This window comes from Ruegeria sp. CDSA246 (assembly GCF_059611225.1).
On sequence record NZ_JBXWPD010000003.1, the window covers coordinates 235,378 to 251,759 of the forward strand.

A 16,382-nucleotide genomic window follows, 5' to 3' on the forward strand; every position below is an offset into this window, starting at 1 on the left:
AACACGCGCCCGCCGATAGCGGACAACTAAGCGCTTAAATTTAAAGGCAAATCTTAGGCAAGATGAGCCGGGGAATTTACGGGTCTTAAACGGAATCCGACCACTCCTGCTGAAATGACCAAGGGGGTGAAAAGCATCATGGAACCGCGTGGATTTGTTGGTCGCATTTCGGCACCTCACTTTGATATCCCGCTTTGGGTTGCCTCTCTGACTATAAATATTCTGTCGCTTTTGATGCCGATTTCCATCTTGCTGATATTCGATCGGGTTATCCCATTTCAGTCTACAGACACGCTGCGCGTATTGACGGTGGCACTGGTGATCGGTGCCGGTATGGAGCTGTTGCTTAGACAGTGCCGTGCCGTCCTTTTGACAACCACGGCTGAGGGGGCAGCGGTCTGGAATTACCGCCGCTTTATGACCAAAGTCCTTTACGCGAATTCTTTGGACTTCTCGCGCGAACCCGCCAGCAATTATGCGGAACGCTACGCAGCTATAGGCCAGTTGCGGGACTACCATTCGGGGCAGGGGCAAACACTCTCGATTGATCTGCCCTTTACCGTCTTGTTTGCGATTTTGATCGGATTGATCGGGGGGTGGCTGATTTTGGTGCCATTGGGCGCGTTCTGCGTTGTGATCATCTTCGCAGCGGTCATGAAGCGGGGGCAGTGGGCTCTGTTCAAGCACCGCAAGTCCTTAGACACACACCGATACGCGTTCTTGTCCGAGATTTTGTCGAACATGCCCACGGTCAAGGCAAACCGGATGGAGCCACAAATGGCCCGCCGCTTTGAATTGCTTGAAGATCAGACCGTCGATATCAGCAAAAAGCTGATCCATTTCTCGAGCTTCGCACAAAGCTTTGGAGCCATTTTCTCGCAGATGACTGTTGCCGCGATGGGGCTGCTGGGGGCCTACTTGGTGATCATCAACCTGATCGGTATCGCCGAATTGGCTGCCTGCATGCTGTTGAATGGCCGAATTATCCAGCCTTTGACCAAACTCATGGCGATGTGGGTTCAGTCGGAAAACTCTGCCATTTCACAAGCACGATTGAACGAAATGGAACAGCTTGAAATCGGGCAAAGTGCAGGGCTTTCCTGCGATCACTTGGGTCAGATCAAGGTGTCCGGTTTGTCCATGCGCCGTTTAAAAGGAAAGGGGAGAGCTTTCTTGCCCCTCAACTTTCAGGTGGAGCAAGGGCATGGCGTTTTGATTGAGCCCGAAGAAAGCTGGATGGTCGCAGCTTTGTTTGACGCAATGACGGGGCAGCGAGAGCCAGATAAGGGTAGATTTTTCATTGGCGGCTTGCGGGCATCACAGTTGATCGGGTGGCGCGGGCAGGACGCGCTGGTTGCGCTCGAAGCCGAGCCCGCGATCCTGTCGGGAACACTGCTTGAAAACATCAGCGCTTTTGGTGACGCAGAGACCGTTGATCGCGCCAAGCAAGTTGCCCTCGCCCTTGGGCTAGAGAAACGCATTCACCGTTTGCCCATGGGTTATGCAACCCAGCTTAACACCGGAACCGGGTTTGAGGCCGACCCGGTGAACCGGCATCTCATTGCATTGACACGGGCCTTGGCGCTGCGGCCGCGGGTGCTTTTGATGAATGAACCAACAGCGGTTCTAGATACAACGGAACGCCAAGCTTTGGCGGATTACCTCCAATCCGTGTCACCGCGGCCCACGATATTTGTTGCAAGCCCGGACCCTCGGATGAGGAAGATAACGGACAAGTGCGTTCGCTTAAGTTCTTCAAACGCCCTAGATCTGGCGGCATGGGCGGTGGACGCAGATCTTGAACGCACTGCCGCGGAAGCCTGGAAAAAGGGTGCTGCATGACCGTAATGAACACTCAGATTGCAAGCGGGATGCTATTTAGACTGCTTTCGGCGGGTGGGTGGCGCAATAGTGAAGACCGGCTGCTTGAGGCGTTTCCGCACGTGCTGGATCGGCTCCACCCGGTTGACATTTTCGAGACGTTGGAAAACCTCCATATCCCCTACACGCAGATCAGATGTCGTGAACGTGAGATCACGGATCACGAATGCCCGGCATTGATAATACCGGACAATGGTGCCTGCTACCTTGCGTTGGATCGGATAGGTGGCACGCTGCAAATCAGCGAAGATCTGAACCCAGATCTGAACCACCTCAAGCCCGGCCGCCGATGGTGCACCGTCATCCGGATCGACCGCTTCACGCATCACCAGACAGACAGGCGGTTCACATCTGTCCGCTCGGCATTCGCAGAATTAGGCCCGATGTTGCCCTGGCTGCTGATCGCCTCGTTGTTGTCCAACGTCCTGGGGCTTATGGCGCCATTGCTGATCATGGGCATCTATGAGCGGGTCATCCCGTCGGGTTCTGTTAGTTTGCTGGTTTCGCTGTTGATCGGTGTGGTGATTGTGGGTGCGTCAGACCTGTGCTTCCGCCATGCGCGCACGCGGGCGTTGGCATATGTTGGCTGGCGTGGAGAGCGTCAGTTGATGATTGCGCTGTTTCGCAAACTGATGTCACTGCCGCTGAGCCAGCTCGGGAAAACGGATGTAAACCAACAGCTATCGCGTTTTCGCCAATTCGAATCGTTGCGCGATGCATTTACCGGGCAGGTCATGACGACCCTTCTGGATCTGCCATTCGTGGTGATTTCCTTTGCGGTCCTTGCATATCTCGCACCGCAGGTCGCGCTGCTGACGCTCGGCTTGGCGGTCTTTCTTGTCTTGCTTGGCGCAATCATCATCCCACATCAAAAACGGTTGGATCAAAAAACGACAGAGGCCGCCGCCGCTAGCCAGTCGGGCGTTCAGGACGCTATTCTTCACCAGCGGGCCATTGCAAATCTGGGGATGCAAAACCAATGGTTGGACCGCTGCATGCCGCTTGCAGAGCGCGCAGAAGCGGCCGCGCGCCGCAGCCGTCAGTTTCAGGCGCTTGCGCAATCATTGGTTCAATCCGTTACGGCACTTGCGACGATGGGGGCCATCATCTTGTGTGCGCATGGCGCGTTGCGCGGTGATATCAGCTTTGGCGCGTTGATCGCCTCGATTGCGTTGGTGTCCAAAATTCTGGCGCCGATTCAGTCTCTGTATTCCAGCTTCCCCCAGATCCTTTCCTTCCGAAGCAGTCGAAATCAGGCGGATCGTGTCCTTAGTCTTGGCGTGGAGATCGAGGTGGGGCTGGAACAAACGCATCAAAAAACATTAAGCGGCGCGATTGCGTTTTCTTCGGTCACGTACCGGCCGGACCCTTTGAACGCGCCTGTCCTTTCGCAAGCCAGTTTCAACTGTGATCCGGGCGAAGTGGTGCTGGTCATGGGCAGCGATGCGGCCGGTCGCACAGCGGTGCTGGATCTGATCGACGGCCTTTACGCGCCTCTGGCAGGTACGATTGAACATGACGGCATCGACATTCGTCAAATTGCTAGGGACGAATTGCGTAAATCCATAACCTACGCCACTTACGACATGTCGATGTTCTACGGCACCGTCGCCCAGAATTTTCGATTGGCCTCGCCGTCTCTCAATGATGACAATATTATAGCTGCTTTGACTGATATGGATTTGCTGGATGACCAAGGTCTTCTGCCAGACGGCATCGACACTCGTTTGACCGACAGTGACCTGGCGCAGATGCCATCGGCAACCTTAAAGTCGCTGGTTCTTGCACGCAGCATGGCGCGCCCTTCTTCGGTCTATCTGTTTTCCGAGCCAACCAACGGCCTGTCTGATCATCGACGGATGTGTTTCAGAAACTGGATTCGCGCGCAGCAAGGGCGCAGGACTGTGATAATCGCAACGGCGGATCGCTCATTCATGCAGATCGCCGACCGTTTCATCTTTCTGAATGGCGACAAGGTTGTCGTGAACAGCGCTGGTGATGCGGGGCGCAAGAGACTTCAGGCCGTATTGAAAACGCTTGGGAGGGCACAGTGAAATCAGGTCCAAAGAAACGTGACACGTCCGGTCCAATGCAACGTGCAAATTGGAGGCGCCGAATGCGGCGGCCTAGATTTGCGGCCTTCCTCTCGCTTGCGGTTTCGGCCATGGTTGGATGCTTGGTGGTTCTGGCAGGGCAAACTACTGTTCCCCAGGTAACCCGCGCCCCAGGGACGATCCTGCCAGTTGGCGCGTATCCACAAATCGAAACGATGCCTGGCGGCATTGTCCGGGCTGTTCATGTCCGCGATGGCCAGTTGGTTGAGGCGGGGGATTTACTGGTTGAACTGCATCACCCGGATCTGACGCGGGAAAGAGACGTCACGTCGGGCCAGCTTGCTGCGGTTCAGCGAGACTTGGCCACAGCGTCCGCTGTACTGGCGGTATTGGATCGCGAAGCTGTGCCTGACAAGGCGGAAATTGATGCGCTCAAAGGCAAGGGCCTGATTTCTGCAGCGGCAAGGTTGGACCTTTATGCTGAAGGCCAACGCATTCAGCTGGCCACGATCAAGCAGCAAGAGGGGACATTGGATATCCTGACACGGGCCACGCAGTTCGCTCAGGCCCGCGTTCGAAAGAAAGAGGAGATTCTGGAGAGATATGCGCAGCTGCGGACGCAGGGTCTAAAATCCCTGAGCGATTTCCTTGAGGAAGAGGATGAAGTGGACGCGGTTCGCGCGGCTGCATCGGACGCCCGGGTGCGCCTTGCCGAAGCCCAGAGCGCATTGATGCTGGCCCGTGCAGCCAAAGTTGAAGAAACCCTGGCGTTGCGAGATGAGGTGCTAACTCGATGGGCCGAACTTGAGCAAAAGCGCGTGGAGTTGGAGATATCGCTGGACGTCGTAAACTCAAAATTGTCGGCACTGCGTATTTCTGCCCCAGCACGTGGAATTATTCAGGCGATAACATATCCTAACCCAGGGGAAGTCATCGCGCCGGGCGAAGTGATTTTTGAGATTTTGCCGACCCGTCGCGCTTTGGTCGTAGAAGCACGTATCGCAAATTCCGAGGTCGGCCATGTTGAGTTGGAACAGCCGGTTTCAGTAAGCGTAGACACATTCGATGCCCGACGTTTCGGTAAGGTCGAAGGACGCCTGCAATCCATCTATCCTGTGCCTCTGACGGATGAACAAACCGGTGAAACCTATTTCAGGGCCTCGTTTAAACTGACCGAAGCCAAGGTTGGCACGGGCCCGTGGGAGCGTCCGCTTCAAGCTGGGATGACCGTTGTTGCGGAAATGACGACCGGCGAACAGACCCTGCTTTCCTACCTGTTAAAGCCGGTGCAGATGACGATGGAACGCGCATTCAGAGAGCGTTAGCTTGCAGATGTAAGACCTTGTAATCATGTAGCAATTCCTGTTTATCGAAACGATCAGTACAGCAAATTGAGCATAAGGAGTGACACAACAAGAAACAGTATGGTCATGACCCCACCTGAGCGTACAAAGTCCATAACTTTGTACCCTGCAGGACCCATGATCAGGGCGTTTACCTGATGGGTTGGGATTATGAAGCTGTTCGATGTTGATATGGCAACTGTCAGGGCAAATACAGCCGGATTTCCGCCTGCTGCCACTGCAATTGAAACGGCCAATGGCACTAGCAGAACGGTGGCGCCGACATTGGACATCACCAACGAAAACGCCGTAGCCAGAACCGCAACGCCTGCCTGAAGGGACCAGGTCGGCCATCCATCCAGAATGATCATGATTTGCTGCGCGATCCACGCTGCCGTGCCGGTATTCTGAACGGCCTGACCTAATGGAATAAGACATGCGAGCAGAAAGACTGTATTCCACCCAACGGCCCGGTAGGCTTCGTCAACGCTCAGCACTCGAGACAACATCATTCCCGCGGCTCCCGTCAAAAGGCAGAGAGAGAGCCGAATGTCGGTGAACAGGATCATCGACAGGGAAATGGCAAAAAACGCCAGCGCCCAACCGACCTTTTGCGGGCGAAGCTCGTCTTGGGGGAAGTCGGTGGTCACCACCACAAAATCGGGGTCGCGCTTGATCCGCATCAGGTTGTCCCAGCGGGTATGGGCGACCAACATGTCGCCTGCGTGAAACTCCTCAAGTCCGATTTGAGTAGACTCGTGCGTTTCGGATTCAACATGGCTGAGCGTTTCCTCGCCGCGATGGATGGCAAGCAACGACATGCCGTATGTCTTGCGGAACAATAGCTCGCGTGGGCATTTCCCGATCAGCTTGCTGTCGGGTGTTATGACAACTTCAGCGATGCCTGCGTTGGTTGGTGCGAATTCTTCGACAAAGATGTCCAACGTCGGCAGGACGGTCAGCCCGTACTTCTGCGCGAACTCCTCTACGACCCAGCGCCTGCCGATGATCGCCAATCGGCAAGGCGCGGCAATTTCGGCCGTCAGGACCTGAACCATTGAGGTTTTTCCACGATAGAATGTCGAAATGATGTACAGGTGATTTTCGTGGTTTATGTCGGCCAAAATCTGCCCGACCAAAGGGCTTTCGGCTGGAACGATTACTTCGAAAACATCGGCTTTCAGGCCGTAGACACGTTGCAGATACTCTTGCGTTCCCTGTCCGGTCCCGGTGTTTTCCGATCCCTCATCACCCGGCAAAACCCACCGACCCAGCAGCAGAAAGTAGGCGATGCCGGTCAGGATCAGAACAATCCCTATCGGCGTCACAGAGAAAAGGCCGAACTGCTCCATTTTCTGACCTTCGGGCAGGCCGTTGTTGGCCGACTGGATCAGGTCGTTCAGCAGGATAAGAGGCGAAGATCCGACCATCGTCATTGTGCCACCAAGGATGGCGCAGAACCCCATGGGCATCAGCAAGCGCGACAATGGGATGCCTGATCGGGAAGATATTCGGCTGACGACCGGAAGAAACAGCGCGGCGGCTCCAACGTTCTGCATGAACGAGGAAATGACCCCTACGGTGCCCGAAATAATCGGCAGCACGCGTTTCTCGGACGTTCCGCCATATTTCAGAATAACAGCGGCGACTTTGTTCATTATGCCGGTCTTGTCGAGCCCCGCGCCAACGATCATGACTGCTATAATGGAAATCACCGCATTGGATGCAAATCCATCAAACAGGTGCGGCACGTCAGCTAGTTTTTCGAGCCCGGGCGCGTAACTGAGGAGGCCGATAATGACCAGAACAAGTATGGCAGAAAGGTCAATCCTGACGATTTCGGATACAAAGAGAAATACGGTGAAGGCAAGAAGGGCGCAAACGACACCCATCTCAAAATTGAAGGCCACCTGTTCCACAATCGTCACCAGGAATTTGTTCTTACATTAAAAAAACATCTAACCCATCAATGTTGGATTGTCATGATGTTTCAAAACCGCAAGCTTGAGCGAAACAAAATTACTACCACTGCCAAAACGTCATGTTTCGAACCGGCGCGTGGGGGCCCTTTGATTGCTTGTCAGGCTGGGGCCTTCACGCCTCTCAAATCATCGGGGTCAGCCACGCCCGCGGTAAGGCGGAACACCCTGATCCGGGATCCAGACGCCTTCGGGCATTGGGCCAGTTTGCCAGAACACGTCGATCGGAATGCCCCCGCGCGGATACCAATAGCCTCCGATACGCAGCCACCTTGGCTCCAGAAACTCTTGCAGCCGGCGGGCAATCGAGATGGTGCAATCTTCGTGAAAGGCGCCATGATTGCGGAACGAGCCCAGAAACAACTTGAGCGCTTTGCTTTCCACCAACCATTGATCGGGTACGTAATCTATCACCAGATGGGCAAAATCCGGCTGGCCTGTCATCGGGCAAAGCGAGGTGAACTCGGGCGCGGTAAAGCGCACGTTGTAATCCACATCAGCCTGTGGGTTCTGCACGCGTTCCAGAACCGCCTCTTCCGGGCTGGCTGGCATTTTGGTGTCTCCGCCCAACTGGGTGAGGTTGCTGTAGATACTATCGGTCATGTTATCTCTCCTGCGGTCAGACGCCGCGTTTGTTGCCCCAGATCAGCACATGTAGCTGGGGCAGAATGCGAGGCGCGAACCAACCGGCATTCAAAGTCTTGTCGATCAGCCATTCCATACGGCCGGTGGCATTGGTCAAATCAACCGGGCTGGCCGGATCGGTTTCCGGGTTACCGGGTTGAAGGTACAGCGGAAGATCCGGATACCGGTCGGCTACGCTGCGTGCCCAGCTGAAATCCGTGTCGTCAAAGATCACGATCTTGAGGACAGTCTGCGCAGGGCGCACGTTGAGGCAGGCGTCAAACGCCGTCCAATCCATATCCTCCCCACTGCTGGGTGGTTTCGGGCTGAGAACCAGCATAGCAAGGTCGGCAAACCACGGCTTTGCGATTGACCCTTGGGTTTCGCATGCAAAGGTATAGCCTTCCGCTTTGCCTTGCTGGATCAAAGGGCCAAAATCCTGAATGGCAGGATTGCCGCCAGACAGGGAAACAGTCAGAGGCCGCCCGCCTGACAAACGCTGAACCTCGGACCAGACGGCCTGCGTGTCCATTGCTGCCCAATCGTGGCGATGGGCGCTGTCGACAGCATGGAGGCTGTCGCACCAGCTGCACCGGAAATCGCACCCGCCCGAGCGTACAAATACCGTCGGCTGACCGATCAGCGCGCCTTCGCCCTGTACCGTGGGGCCGAATATTTCAGATATTCTAAGGGTCATGGGCGATACTCGGCCCATGTCTTGGGCGTTTCGGACACTTTCACCGCTGCGGTTTCGGGCCAGCGGACCGCGCACCAGTCAAAGAAGTGCCGCGCAAGGTTCTCTGCGGTCGATACGACGTTCAGCACATTGTTCAGGTGCCGGTGGTCGAATTCATCGTCGATATAGGTCTTAAGCGGTTTCAGCTCGTGGTAGTCCCGCACGAACCCATCCGTATTCAAATCGCGCCCGGCCAATTCGACCACGACAATATAGTTATGGCCGTGCATCCGGGCACATTGGTGATCATCGGCCAAGTGGGTCAACTGATGTGAGGCGGAAAAGTGGAACTCCTTAGTAATCCGGTACATCAGACACTTGCTCCTGCGATGGCAGATTTCCAGAACTCGGCGTCGTCGTACTTGGTTGGATCGGGCACTCCGGCCAGCTCGAACGCCTCGCGCCGTTCAACACATGTTCCGCATCGGCCACAATGCAAATCGCCGCCTTTGTAGCAGGACCACGTCTGATCGAACGGGGTGTCCACGCGCGCGCCTTCGCGGACAATATCGGCTTTGCTGCGGTGCACGAATGGCACATGCAGCACCACATCCGCGTAGCCGTCCAACGCCGCGCGCTGCATGGTGTCAAACGCATCTGTGAATGCCGGGCGGCAATCGGGATAGATGAAATGGTCGCCGCCATGCACAGCAGTAGCAACCGCATCATCCCCCTGCGCTGCTGCCACACCATAAGCGATGGTCAGCATGATCGCATTACGGTTGGGGACAACCGTGACCTTCATCGTCTCTTCCGCGTAATGCCCGTCAGGCACGTCCACGTCGTCGGTTAAGGCCGAGCCCGTCAGCGACGCGCCGACAGAACGCAGGTCAATAACGTGATGGGGCACGTCCAGCCTCTGCGCGCAGAGGGCAGCGAAGGTCAGTTCTTTGGTGTGGCGTTGGCCATAGTCGAAAGACACAAGCCGCGAGAGGTTTCCTTCCGCGGCCAGCACATGGGCAAGCGACACGGAATCCAGTCCGCCGGAGCAGACCAATGTAGTTTTCATGTTTTCAGTCCTTGTTTTGATAACCGGGTAGGCTGCGACCGGCGGGCGGGACGCTTACGGTCTTTTTCCGGTAAGCGCAATGCACGAATTGGTGGGCAAAAGAGACCTTAGGCCTGACCGCCGCGCCCTTTAGGGATTGGGAAAGCGCGGCGGCACAAGTCCGGCTTGAAACCAACTGACCAATGTCACAATGGAAAAGACGGGCAAACCGGTTGCGCGCTGAATATCTGCCGCGTATGGGCACATATTCGTGCATTCCAGCACGATCGCGCCAAGGTTCGGATTTTCAGACTGCAACGCAAGCGCGGCATCAACGTTATCGGCACGGGCCTTGTCGACATCCAGGCTAAGTTCGTTCCCCAGTATCGCACGGGTAAATTCGCGCCCGCCTTCGGTGGAACCGATAGGTGTATCGTCCGGAACCTGAGCGGTGCGCAGATGTTCACGGGTCAAAGTGGAGGCGGAAATGGTCAGAACCCCTGCGCGTTTTCCGGCCGGAAGGATACCGTTCACCATCTGCACCTGCATCAAAGATGAGGTCACAACCGGAACCGGTACAGCCTCGGACAGCTCTTTCTGAAACAGGGACAGAAACCCGCAATTGGTAGTAATGCCGTCTGCGCCGTCCTTGACCAGTTCTCGCGCGGCATCAATGAACGCGTCCAACATGCCCTCGGCCCGGTGCCGAACGACCAGGTCCGGCGAGGCATCCCGAACAATGCGATAGAGCACCGGAAAAGGCCATGTCAGCGCATTTCCCATATCACCGGGGATGCGTGGGAATTGGGCGTCCAGCATCAGTATGCCCACCGACGCTCCGTAAATGGATTTACCACCTTGGGCGATCATCCGTGCGCCTCCTCGATAATGCGGGCCGAGATGTCTTCGGACCCTTCCATGTAGATGCTGGATATCCCGTGGCGCACGGCGTCCTGCACCTGATCCATTCGTTTGGAAATATGGGCACCCAGTACGCGCGCGGCCTCATCCGCGTCGCGATCCAGCAAGGCCTGCATGACCCGTTTATGTTCATCTTTCGAGCGTTGAACCCGATCCAAGCTCATGGAAACCCAGCGGATATATCGGATGCGTTCGTTGATCCGGGTCAGGGTTTGCACCAGTTCGCAGTTGCCCGATAGCCTGGCAATGCCCAGATGAAAGGCCTCGTCCTTGCCGACGGCTTCTTCGACGGTCAGGCCGGTGATGTCGATGCCGGTGGCGTAAAGTTCATTGCGAAGTGATTGAAGGTCAGCGTCTGACGCTTTTTCGCAGGCACTGCGCGCGGCAGCAGATTCGATGATTTGGCGCAATTCGAACAGATCAAACACGCTCTGGGCGTCGAGCGGGCGGCAGAAAAAGCCCTGACCGGGGCGAAAGTCGAATAAGCGCTCCGCCACCAATCGGTTTAAAGCTTCGCGCAGGGGGGTTCGGCTGACACCCAATTCTTTCGATAGTGCCACTTCATTCAATCGATCACCCGGCCGCAGGCGAAACGAGACGGCCATCGCCTTTACCTGTTCATAGATGTCGTCAACGCGTGGACCCGCCATAAGTACTGCCTTTTTCGTTTTCCAAGGCGTGCCACAGGTCGTTCTTGAAATCAATATACAAAACTGTATACAGTTCTGTGTGCAGAATGAAATCAAAGGAAACCCAGCCATGACCGGGACGAATTATCTGACAGGAGCCGAAGCAATGGTGCGCATGTTGGAAGCACACGGCGTGAAACACATGTTCGGCCTGTGCGGTGATACAACGCTGCCCTTCTATGACGCGTTAGCGCGGATGGATCATGGTATTCAGCACATACTGACCCGGGATGAACGTCACGCGGCCTATATGGCGGATGGATACGCACGCGTCACTGGCAAGCCGGGCGTCTGCGAAGGCCCGTCCGGAGGCGGAGCGACTTACATACTGCCGGGGGTGATTGAGGCCAGCGAAAGCTCGGTTCCCATTCTGGCGATCACCTCTGACGTGGCAACCACAAGCCGCGGGAAATACCCGTTGACCGAATTGGATCAGGCTGCACTGTTCAAGCCGTTGGCAAAGTGGAACGCGTCACTGGACGACGCCTCTCGTTTGCCTGCGATGGTGAGGGCTGCGTTTCGTGCAATGACGACCGGAACACCGGGCGCCACACATCTGGCTCTTCCCTTTGATACGCAAAAAGGGCCAGTGGACGAAGCTGAGGTTTGGGCAGATGCACGCCACCGCAGCTATCCCGCCGAACGGGCTGGACCGGATCTGGATGCCATTGAAGCGGCCGCGGATATCCTGGCCAAAGCCAAATCAGCAGTTATCGTTTGCGGCGGCGGGCCGGTTCTGTCCGGGGCCGAAGAGGCATTGCACCGTGTTGCCAACCTGTTGGATATCCCAGTTGCCACAACAGTTTCCGGTCAGGGCTCCATTGCCGAAACGGACCCGCTGGCCTTGGGCGTCGTTGGCTCGAACGGTGGTGTTCCGGCCACGCGCGCCATTGTGAATCAGGCCGATGTGGTCATATTTGTCGGATGCCGCGCGGGGTCGGTCACGACCGAACGCTGGCGCAGCCCCGGGCGGGATGCCACCATCATCCATATAGACAGCGACCCGATGGTGATCGGTGCAAATTATCAGACCGAAGTCGCCATTTGTGCCGATGCCCGTTTGGCGTTAGAGGCTTTGGCGCGGTCGCTTGAGACGCGGCACGATCTGCCAGACTTTGGCGGAGCGGCCCAAGCCCGTGCCGCCTGGGAGGCCAAGTTGCAAGCGTTCGCTCCGCTCGCAGCAAGTCGCGAAACTCCGATCCGGCCCGAAGCCGTTATGGCGGCTCTTGCAGACATTCTGGACGATGATGCGATTGTCGTCGCCGATCCGGGCACCCCATGCCCCTACTTCAGCGCCCATTACCGCTGGCGCAAACCGGGGCGGCACTTCATCACCAACCGGGCGCATGGCGCGCTAGGATATTCATTGGGTGCCGCCATGGGGGCGCATGTGGGTAGGCCATCGGTCAAGACACTGTCCGTTATGGGGGATGGGTCGTTTGGATTCACTTGCGGTGAGTTTGAAACGATGGTGCGGCACAAGATGCCGATTACCTCGATCGTATTCTCGAACTCGGTATTTGGCTGGATCAAAGCGGGTCAGGATGCAGGCTTTGGGCAGCGTTACTACAACGTCGACTTCAATCGGACCGATCACGCCGCTGTTGCTTCGGCGTTTGGGGTCAAATCGTGGACGGTGAAGGACCCGGACGATTTGCGCAAAGTGTTGAAGCAGGCTGTCGAGTATGATGGCCCAACGCTGGTCGACATTCACTCACAACAGCTTCACGAAGCTGCGGCACCGGTGTCGGAATGGGTGGCATAGGACGCGATGGACGGGGTCAGTTGGGCCAGAAACTCTTGCGCAATCATCGATAAAGGGCGTCCTTTGGCGGTGATTATTGCAAGATCCAGCGTGACTGCCGGTGTGAAAGGGCGGGTTTGATATCCGCCCTCTTCATCGAAGGTCACTGTGAACGGATCAATCATCGCGACGCCCATACCCTGTTTGACAAAGCTCAGCAGGTTTTCCGACAAATGCGTGTGTATTCGCGTCTGCCAGGTACGCTCTGCAGTCTGAAAAATGTCACGGGTTCTGCGATGGGTTTGGTGTTCGGGGCCCATGACGATGAACGGCTCATTCTCCAACAGCTCTGGTGTCAGAACGTCATAGGTCGCCAAATGGCTACCCTCGGGGAACGTAGCCATCGTTTCAAATTGGAAGACCTGAAAGTTCAGCGTGTCATGGAGTATTGGCATCTCGACGATGCCGATCTCGAACAAGCCCGAGGTTACCCACTCCTGTATTTTCGAAGAATACTGAGACTGAAAGCTGACGGACAGATTGGGGCGCGATTTGGCAAAACGGGCAATCTCTCGCGGCATGAAACCAAATGAAAGAAGATGGGGAGCAGCAACCTGCAATTGCCCGGGATGCTTGTTCTGCAGGTCCGATACGGCCTGCGCGACATGGTCCAGCCCGCGGACCACGGTATCGACCTCTCGATACAAAAGCTCTGCCTCTGGCGTCGGCAAAAGACGTCCTTTGTTGCGTTCGAACAAGGGCAGCCGGGCCTCGCGTTCCAGCTCGGCCAACAGATTGCTGATACCCGGTTGCGAGATTCCCAGAACCGACGCGGCCCCAGTTACGGTACCCGTTTCCATGATGGCGTGGAACGCCTGCAACTGACGAAAGCGCAGAGACATAGCTTACCCTATCATTTCTTATGATGGACTTACGAAAACATAGTATTTGAAATGATATGCCGGTCAAGGCAGGCTTCCGCCTATCGCTGGGGAGAACGAATGGGCGATCTGACACAACAAATCATAGGTTACGACCTGTGGCATCTTGAACTGCCCGTCACATCTCGCCGGGACCACGGTATCGGATCTGTCGAAGGTGTGTGCGAGGTCGTTGTCCTGCGCCTGACGTCCGAGGATGGCAGCCAGGGATACGGCGAAGCCTCACCCTGGTCCGTATTCACCGGAACGCCCGAAGCAACTTACGCTGCATTGAATAGGTATCTGCGTCCGTTGGTGATGGGGGCGAGGGTTGCTGACAGAGCCGCTATCATGGCGCGTGCTGCATATGCGGTTGCGCATTGCACCGAGGCTAAAGCGGCACTGGAAGCTGCTCTACTTGATTTGACGGGCAGGATCAGCGCCGTTCCGGTCTGGGCGCTGCTGGGGGGCAAATGCCGCGACGCGATCCCGCTCAGTTGCTCTGTCGCCAACCCTGATTTTGCTCAGGATACCGATCTCTTGATCCGTTTGCAGGACGACGGCGTGAGGATCGTGAAGTTGAAGACTGGGTTCAAGGACCATGCTTTCGATATCATGCGGCTCGAGTATTTGGCGAAGCACTACCCACAGTTCTCGGTGCGTGTGGACTATAATCAGGGTCTGTCGATTGAGGACGCACCAGCACAGGTGCGGGACGTCGCGCAGTTTGATCCGGATTTCATCGAACAACCGGTCCGCGCACATCATTACGGCATGATGGCGAAGCTGCGGCAAATGACGGATGTGCCGCTACTCGCTGATGAAAGCGTCTTTGGCCCCGAGGATATGGAACGCGCTGCAAGGGAAGGGATCTGCGACGGTGTCTCGGTCAAAATCATGAAATCCGGAGGATTGACGCGCGGGCAAACGGTCGCTCGCATGGCCGCCGCACACGGCCTGAGTGCTTATGGCGGAGATATGTTCGAGGCAGGTCTGGCACATTTGGCAGGCACTCACATGATCGCCGCCACACCGGAAGTCACGCTGGGCTGCGAGTTTTATCAGGCCTCTTATTTCTTGGCAGAAGACATTCTTGAGGAGCCTTTCGAGGTGAAAAGGGGCCAGGTCATAGTCCCTGACACACCGGGTCTTGGAGGGAAGCCGGACGAGGCAAAGCTGAACCACTATGCTGTTTCCAAAGCGGTGGCGGCATGAGCGAGAAAAAGACCATTGCCATTATCGGTGCTGGTATCGTTGGTGTCTCGACCGCCGTCTGGCTGCAACGTGACGGACATAACGTCATCCTGATCGACAAGGCCGGCCCCGGAGAGGGCACCTCGCATGGCAATGGGGGTGTGCTGGCCTCTTGCTCGATTATTCCGGTCACGGTGCCGGGGCTTTTGAAAAAAGCGCCCAGGATGCTGTTTGACCCGTCGCAGCCTTTGTTCATGAAATGGGGCTATGTACCCAAGCTGTTGCCGTGGTTGACGCGCTATCTGAAACACGCAAACGCAGATGACGTCGAACGTATCGCGGCCGCACTAACCCCCATAGTCGGAGACAGCCTGAACGATCATCAGGCCCTGGCTCAGGGTACGGCCGCCGAGAAATGGATTGTGCCATCCGACTACCTGTTCCTCTACGAAAACCGCAAGCATTTCGAAGGCGATGCCTTTGGTTGGGGTGTTCGGCGCAAGCTCGGTTTCAAATGGGAAGAACTAGAGGGGGCCGCATTCCACGCCTACGACCCGATCTACAGCAAAGATATCGGGTTTGCTGCCAAACTTTCTGATCACGGACACATCACCGATCCTGGGCGGTACGTGAAAGACCTCGCCGCACATGTCGAGGCCAACGGCGGCAGGGTCATCCGTGCTGCTGTTGAAGATGTCGTACACGATAACGGCAAGGTCACCGGCGTGCGCACCGCTGGTGAGACAATTGCTTGTGACACTGCCATTGTCACTGCGGGCGTCTGGTCCGGGCCTTTGGCCAGCAAATTGGGCGTTTCTGTTCCTCTGGAGACAGAACGTGGTTATCATCTTGAATTGGTGGAACCTTCCGCGATGCCAAAAAGTCCGGTTATGGTTGCTTCGGGCAAGTTCGTCGCCACGCCGATGGATGGCCGCATTCGGCTGGCCGGGATTGTCGAATTCGGCGGGCTGGACGCGCCGCCTTCGAGGGCGCCGTTCGAACTGATGCGCAAGAATGCCCGGGCGGCCTTTCCGGGCGTGACATGGAAGGACGAAGTAGAATGGATGGGGCACCGACCCGCACCGGCAGACTCGATCCCGATCATCGGCGAAGTGCCGGGAATTGACGGAGCATTTATGGGGTTTGGCCACCATCATATCGGTCTGACAGGCGGGCCAAAAACAGGACGTCTGCTGGCGCAGATGATCGCGGGCAGGACCCCAAACGCAGACATGAGCGTCTATGCGCCCTCTCGCTACGCGACTTAAGAAATGTCCGGTAACACAAGCCGGCAAAACAAAATTAAACA

General features: G+C 56.4%; 14 protein-coding genes. 6 read left to right on the plus strand and 8 right to left on the minus strand.

The annotated features are described in order from the left end of the window. Nucleotides 1-114: 114 nt before the first annotated feature. The 3 genes from AC2FI9_RS05720 (at nt 115) to AC2FI9_RS05730 (ending at nt 5,260) form a co-directional block, all read left to right on the plus strand. A complete protein-coding gene (locus AC2FI9_RS05720; protein WP_496766459.1) occupies nt 115-1,842 on the plus strand; it encodes an ABC transporter transmembrane domain-containing protein in 1,728 nt (575 codons plus the stop codon). Beyond that, nucleotides 1,839-3,935: a peptidase domain-containing ABC transporter gene (locus AC2FI9_RS05725; protein ID WP_496766461.1), complete on the plus strand. Its 2,097-nt coding sequence runs from the start codon at nt 1,839-1,841 to the stop codon at nt 3,933-3,935. The genes AC2FI9_RS05720 and AC2FI9_RS05725 overlap by 4 nt, the downstream gene beginning before the upstream one ends. A 62-nt stretch (nt 3,936-3,997) precedes the next feature. Then, nucleotides 3,998-5,260 (plus strand): HlyD family type I secretion periplasmic adaptor subunit, encoded by a 1,263-nt coding sequence (locus tag AC2FI9_RS05730; protein WP_496766463.1) that lies wholly within the window; start codon nt 3,998-4,000, stop codon nt 5,258-5,260. Nucleotides 5,261-5,313: 53 nt separating this feature from the next. Here the strand turns inward: AC2FI9_RS05730 and AC2FI9_RS05735 are convergent, their stop codons facing one another. The 7 genes from AC2FI9_RS05735 to AC2FI9_RS05765 form a co-directional block, all read right to left on the minus strand. Continuing rightward, nucleotides 5,314-7,170, minus strand: a complete 1,857-nt coding sequence (locus AC2FI9_RS05735) for an SLC13 family permease (protein WP_496725210.1) — start codon at nt 7,168-7,170, stop codon at nt 5,314-5,316. 225 nt (nt 7,171-7,395) lie between these two features. Then, nucleotides 7,396-7,860 (minus strand): preQ(1) synthase, encoded by a 465-nt coding sequence (gene queF / locus AC2FI9_RS05740; protein ID WP_496724662.1) that lies wholly within the window; start codon nt 7,858-7,860, stop codon nt 7,396-7,398. Nucleotides 7,861-7,876: 16 nt separating this feature from the next. After that, nucleotides 7,877-8,578, minus strand: coding sequence for a 7-carboxy-7-deazaguanine synthase QueE (gene queE / locus AC2FI9_RS05745; protein WP_496766465.1), 702 nt, complete (start codon nt 8,576-8,578; stop codon nt 7,877-7,879). Then, on the minus strand, nt 8,575-8,928 hold the full coding sequence (queD, locus tag AC2FI9_RS05750) for a 6-carboxytetrahydropterin synthase QueD (protein WP_496766467.1): 354 nt from the start codon (nt 8,926-8,928) through the stop codon (nt 8,575-8,577). The genes queE and queD overlap by 4 nt, the downstream gene beginning before the upstream one ends. Further along, nucleotides 8,928-9,626 (minus strand): 7-cyano-7-deazaguanine synthase QueC, encoded by a 699-nt coding sequence (gene queC, locus AC2FI9_RS05755; protein WP_496766469.1) that lies wholly within the window; start codon nt 9,624-9,626, stop codon nt 8,928-8,930. The genes queD and queC overlap by 1 nt, the downstream gene beginning before the upstream one ends. A gap of 129 nt (nt 9,627-9,755) precedes the next feature. After that, nucleotides 9,756-10,475 carry an aspartate/glutamate racemase family protein gene (locus AC2FI9_RS05760; RefSeq protein ID WP_496766471.1) on the minus strand — a complete coding sequence of 240 codons (720 nt, stop codon included), beginning with the start codon at nt 10,473-10,475 and terminating at the stop codon, nt 9,756-9,758. Further along, nucleotides 10,472-11,176, minus strand: a complete 705-nt coding sequence (locus AC2FI9_RS05765) for a GntR family transcriptional regulator (protein ID WP_496766473.1) — start codon at nt 11,174-11,176, stop codon at nt 10,472-10,474. The genes AC2FI9_RS05760 and AC2FI9_RS05765 overlap by 4 nt, the downstream gene beginning before the upstream one ends. Nucleotides 11,177-11,285: 109 nt before the next feature. On the opposite strand from AC2FI9_RS05765, the gene AC2FI9_RS05770 reads away from it, so the two are divergent. After that, complete coding sequence (locus tag AC2FI9_RS05770; protein ID WP_496766475.1) at nt 11,286-12,980, plus strand: thiamine pyrophosphate-binding protein; 1,695 nt, start codon at nt 11,286-11,288, stop codon at nt 12,978-12,980. On the opposite strand, the gene AC2FI9_RS05775 is transcribed toward AC2FI9_RS05770, so the two are convergent. Next, entirely contained in the window at nt 12,941-13,861 is a 921-nt protein-coding gene (locus tag AC2FI9_RS05775; RefSeq protein ID WP_496766477.1) for a LysR family transcriptional regulator, read from the minus strand. The genes AC2FI9_RS05770 and AC2FI9_RS05775 overlap by 40 nt on opposite strands. A 99-nt stretch (nt 13,862-13,960) precedes the next feature. On the opposite strand from AC2FI9_RS05775, the gene AC2FI9_RS05780 reads away from it, so the two are divergent. Together AC2FI9_RS05780 and AC2FI9_RS05785 are read left to right on the plus strand one after the other, a co-directional pair. Then, complete coding sequence (locus AC2FI9_RS05780) at nt 13,961-15,094, plus strand: enolase C-terminal domain-like protein (RefSeq protein WP_496766482.1); 1,134 nt, start codon at nt 13,961-13,963, stop codon at nt 15,092-15,094. Continuing rightward, on the plus strand, nt 15,091-16,341 hold the full coding sequence (locus AC2FI9_RS05785; protein WP_496766484.1) for an NAD(P)/FAD-dependent oxidoreductase: 1,251 nt from the start codon (nt 15,091-15,093) through the stop codon (nt 16,339-16,341). The genes AC2FI9_RS05780 and AC2FI9_RS05785 overlap by 4 nt, the downstream gene beginning before the upstream one ends. The last annotated feature ends 41 nt before the right edge of the window (nt 16,342-16,382 follow it).

Coding starts and splice junctions, on each gene's coding strand:
- AC2FI9_RS05720 (WP_496766459.1), top strand. CDS start 115: ATGACCAAGGGGGTGAAAAGCATCATGGAACCGCGTGGATTTGTTGGT.
- AC2FI9_RS05725 (WP_496766461.1), top strand. CDS start 1,839: ATGACCGTAATGAACACTCAGATTGCAAGCGGGATGCTATTTAGACTG.
- AC2FI9_RS05730 (WP_496766463.1), top strand. CDS start 3,998: ATGCGGCGGCCTAGATTTGCGGCCTTCCTCTCGCTTGCGGTTTCGGCC.
- AC2FI9_RS05735 (WP_496725210.1), bottom strand. CDS start 7,170: ATGGGTGTCGTTTGCGCCCTTCTTGCCTTCACCGTATTTCTCTTTGTA.
- queF (WP_496724662.1), bottom strand. CDS start 7,860: ATGACCGATAGTATCTACAGCAACCTCACCCAGTTGGGCGGAGACACC.
- queE (WP_496766465.1), bottom strand. CDS start 8,578: ATGACCCTTAGAATATCTGAAATATTCGGCCCCACGGTACAGGGCGAA.
- queD (WP_496766467.1), bottom strand. CDS start 8,928: ATGTACCGGATTACTAAGGAGTTCCACTTTTCCGCCTCACATCAGTTG.
- queC (WP_496766469.1), bottom strand. CDS start 9,626: ATGAAAACTACATTGGTCTGCTCCGGCGGACTGGATTCCGTGTCGCTT.
- AC2FI9_RS05760 (WP_496766471.1), bottom strand. CDS start 10,475: ATGATCGCCCAAGGTGGTAAATCCATTTACGGAGCGTCGGTGGGCATA.
- AC2FI9_RS05765 (WP_496766473.1), bottom strand. CDS start 11,176: ATGGCGGGTCCACGCGTTGACGACATCTATGAACAGGTAAAGGCGATG.
- AC2FI9_RS05770 (WP_496766475.1), top strand. CDS start 11,286: ATGACCGGGACGAATTATCTGACAGGAGCCGAAGCAATGGTGCGCATG.
- AC2FI9_RS05775 (WP_496766477.1), bottom strand. CDS start 13,861: ATGTCTCTGCGCTTTCGTCAGTTGCAGGCGTTCCACGCCATCATGGAA.
- AC2FI9_RS05780 (WP_496766482.1), top strand. CDS start 13,961: ATGGGCGATCTGACACAACAAATCATAGGTTACGACCTGTGGCATCTT.
- AC2FI9_RS05785 (WP_496766484.1), top strand. CDS start 15,091: ATGAGCGAGAAAAAGACCATTGCCATTATCGGTGCTGGTATCGTTGGT.